Here is a 2,083-nt window from a genome sequence, read left to right as displayed (position 1 = left end):
GCGCGTCACCCCTCCTCCCCCTCCTTCTCCTCGTCGTCCTTCTCGTTCTTCTTCTCGGCCTTCTGGTCCCCGGCGCGGGCGGCGGTACCCGGGGCCGCCGGGTTGGCGGTTGGCGCGGGGCGAGCCGCCCCCGCGGCGTCCCGGGTGACCGCTGCGGGCCCGGGCCACCGCGCACGGTTACCATGGTCGGGTTCAGGGTTGCCCGGTCGCCAGTCACGATCGGCTGCCGACTGCCGCGACGCGGCCGCACGCCCCGCCTGACGACCTCCCCCGCCCCGGGCTCCGACGCACCACCGAGCCCGCCGTGCGGGACCGCGCGGGCCCGGCCGCCGTCGCCCCTCGCACGGGAGACGCATGACCGACACGAGCACCACCGCCACCGGCCCCGACGCCGGTCCGGACGACGAGACGTCGCCCACCGCGCACCACATCGGCACCTTCGCCGAGCACGGGGTCGACCCCCGCATCGCCCAGTCGCTGGCCGGCGCGGGCATCACGACGCCGTTCCCGATCCAGTCGATGACGCTGCCGGTGGCCCTGACCGGCCACGACATCATCGGGCAGGCCAAGACCGGCACCGGCAAGACCCTCGGCTTCGGCGTCCCGCTGCTGCAGCGCACCGCCGTCCGCGGCGACGCCGACTACGAGCGGCTGCCGCACCCGGGAGCCCCGCAGGCCCTCGTCATCGTCCCGACCCGCGAGCTCGCGGTCCAGGTCGCCGGCGACCTGACCACCGCCAGCCGCAACTACCCCGCGCGCATCCTGACCGTCTACGGCGGCCGCGCCTACGAGCCGCAGATCGCGGCCCTGACCGAGGGCGTCGACGTGGTCGTCGGCACCCCCGGCCGGCTCCTGGACCTGGCCCAGCAGCGCCACCTGGACCTGTCGAACGTGATGTGCGTCGTCCTCGACGAGGCCGACGAGATGCTCGACCTGGGCTTCCTGCCCGACGTCGAGCGCCTGCTGAGCCAGACCAACCCGGCGCGGCAGACGATGCTGTTCTCGGCCACGATGCCCGGGCCGGTCGTGGCGATGGCGCGCTCCTACATGCGCCAGCCCACCCACATCCGCGCCGTCGACCCCACCGACGACGGGGCGACGGTCGCGGCCATCACCCAGTTCGCGTACCGCACGCACGCCCTCGACAAGGTCGAGGTGCTGGCGCGGATGCTGCAGGCCACCGGGCGGGGGCTGACGATCGTGTTCAGCCGCACCAAGCGCACCGCGGCCTCGGTCGCCGAGCAGCTCACCGAGCGCGGGTTCGCGGCCGCCTCCATCCACGGGGACCTGGGCCAGGGGGCGCGCGAGCAGGCGCTGCGGGCCTTCCGGCACGGCAAGGTCGACGTGCTCGTCGCCACCGACGTCGCCGCCCGCGGCATCGACGTCGAGGACGTCACGCACGTCGTGAACTACCAGTGCCCCGAGGACGAGAAGACGTACCTGCACCGCATCGGCCGCACCGGCCGGGCCGGCAACACCGGTGTCGCGGTGACCTTCGTGGACTGGGACGAGCTGCCGCGGTGGAGCCTGATCGACAAGGCGCTGGGCCTCGGCTTCGGCGAGCCGGTCGAGACGTACTCCACCTCCCCGCACCTGTTCGACGACCTCGGCATCCCCGAGGGCACCACGGGCCGGCTGCCGCGCACCCAGCGCACCCGCGCCGGGCTGGAGGCCGAGCAGGTCGAGGACCTCGGCGAGGTGGGGGCCGCCAAGGGCCGCCGCGCGCGCTCGGGCGGTCAGGGTGAGCGGTCCCGGCGCGCCGAGCCCGTCGTCGAGGAGGGCGTGGTGGAGCCCCGCGAGGAGCGGCCCCGCCGCACCCGCACCCGCCGCCGGACCCGCTCGGGGGTGGACGTGTCCGCGGACGCCGTGACCACCGGCACCGCGGACGCCACCGGCACCGCCGGGGCACCCGCCCCGGCGGGCGGGGAGCAGCCGTCGGAGCCGGCCGCCACGGCGAGCGCCCCGCGCCGCCGCCGGCGCACCCGCTCCGCCTCGACCGAGCAGGCCGCCGAGCAGGCTCCGGGGTCGGCCACCGACTGACGCCGGCAGCGGACGCGGAAGGGCCCCTGCCGTTCGGCAGGGG

At 76.2% G+C, this 2,083-nt stretch carries 1 protein-coding gene; it reads left to right on the top strand.

The window, feature by feature from the left end; all coding sequences use genetic code 11:
- Positions 1–354 precede the first annotated feature (354 nt).
- A complete protein-coding gene (locus ACRYM6_RS22950) occupies positions 355–2,040 on the top strand; it encodes a DEAD/DEAH box helicase (RefSeq protein WP_432545208.1) in 1,686 nt (561 codons plus the stop codon).
- The last annotated feature ends 43 nt before the right edge of the window (positions 2,041–2,083 follow it).

The sequence above is a fragment of the Kineococcus rugosus genome (genome assembly GCF_050871975.1).
Classification (GTDB): Bacteria; Actinomycetota; Actinomycetes; order Actinomycetales; family Kineococcaceae; genus Kineococcus.
This window is presented reverse-complemented; position numbering and strand designations above follow the sequence as displayed.